1 protein-coding gene is annotated in these 829 nt (G+C 67.6%); it reads left to right on the top strand.

What is annotated here, in order from left to right; all coding sequences use genetic code 11:
* Window positions 1-829 (top strand): CofH family radical SAM protein (locus DD1DGNOD_RS23320; protein ID WP_131771034.1); only part of this gene is annotated, 829 nt, incomplete at both ends.

Here is an 829-nt window from a genome sequence, read left to right as displayed (position 1 = left end):
GCTCCGCTGCACGCTCTCGGCCGAGCCGCGGACACCGTCCGCCGCCATCGCTTCCCGGACGGCGTTGCCACGTACATCATCGACAGGAACATCAACTACACGAACGTGTGTGCGACCGCGTGCCGGTTCTGCGCGTTCTACCGCGCGCCCGGGCACAAGGAGGGGTGGGTCCGCGACGTCGACGACATCGTCGCCAGATGCGGCGAGGCCGTCGAGCTGGGCGCGACCCAGATCATGCTCCAGGGCGGCCATCATCCCGACTTCGGTATCGAGTGGTACGAGGGCACCTTCACGGCGATCAAACGTGCCTATCCCCAGCTGACCCTCCATTCGCTGGGCGCCAGCGAGGTCGTCCACATCGCCCGGACGTCCGGGCTGAGCTTTGCCGACGTCATCATCCGGCTGCGTGACGCGGGGCTCGACAGCTTCGCCGGAGCGGGCGCGGAGATCCTCACTGAGCGCCCCCGGCATGCGATCGCACCCCTGAAGGAGCCCGGGCACGTGTGGCTGTCGGTGATGGAGGCCGCCCACGGCCTCGGCCTTGAATCGACCGCGACGTTCATGATGGGCACCGGGGAGACCAACGCCGAGCGCATCGAACACCTGCGGATGATCCGTGACGTGCAGGACCGCACCGGTGGCTTCCGGTCCTTCATCCCCTGGACCTACCAGCCGGAAAACAACCACCTGCGTGGACGCACGCAGGCGTCGACCATCGAGTACCTGCGGCTGGTGGCGGTGGCCCGGCTGTTCTTCGACAATGTCGCGCACCTGCAGGGCTCCTGGTTGACGACCGGCAAGGAGGTCGGCCAGCTCACCCTGCACATGG

This window comes from Candidatus Protofrankia californiensis (genome assembly GCF_900634765.1).
Lineage (GTDB): Bacteria > Actinomycetota > Actinomycetes > Frankiales > Frankiaceae > Protofrankia > Protofrankia californiensis.
Note: the sequence above shows the minus strand (reverse complement) of the source record. Positions and strands in the feature narration are given on the sequence as shown.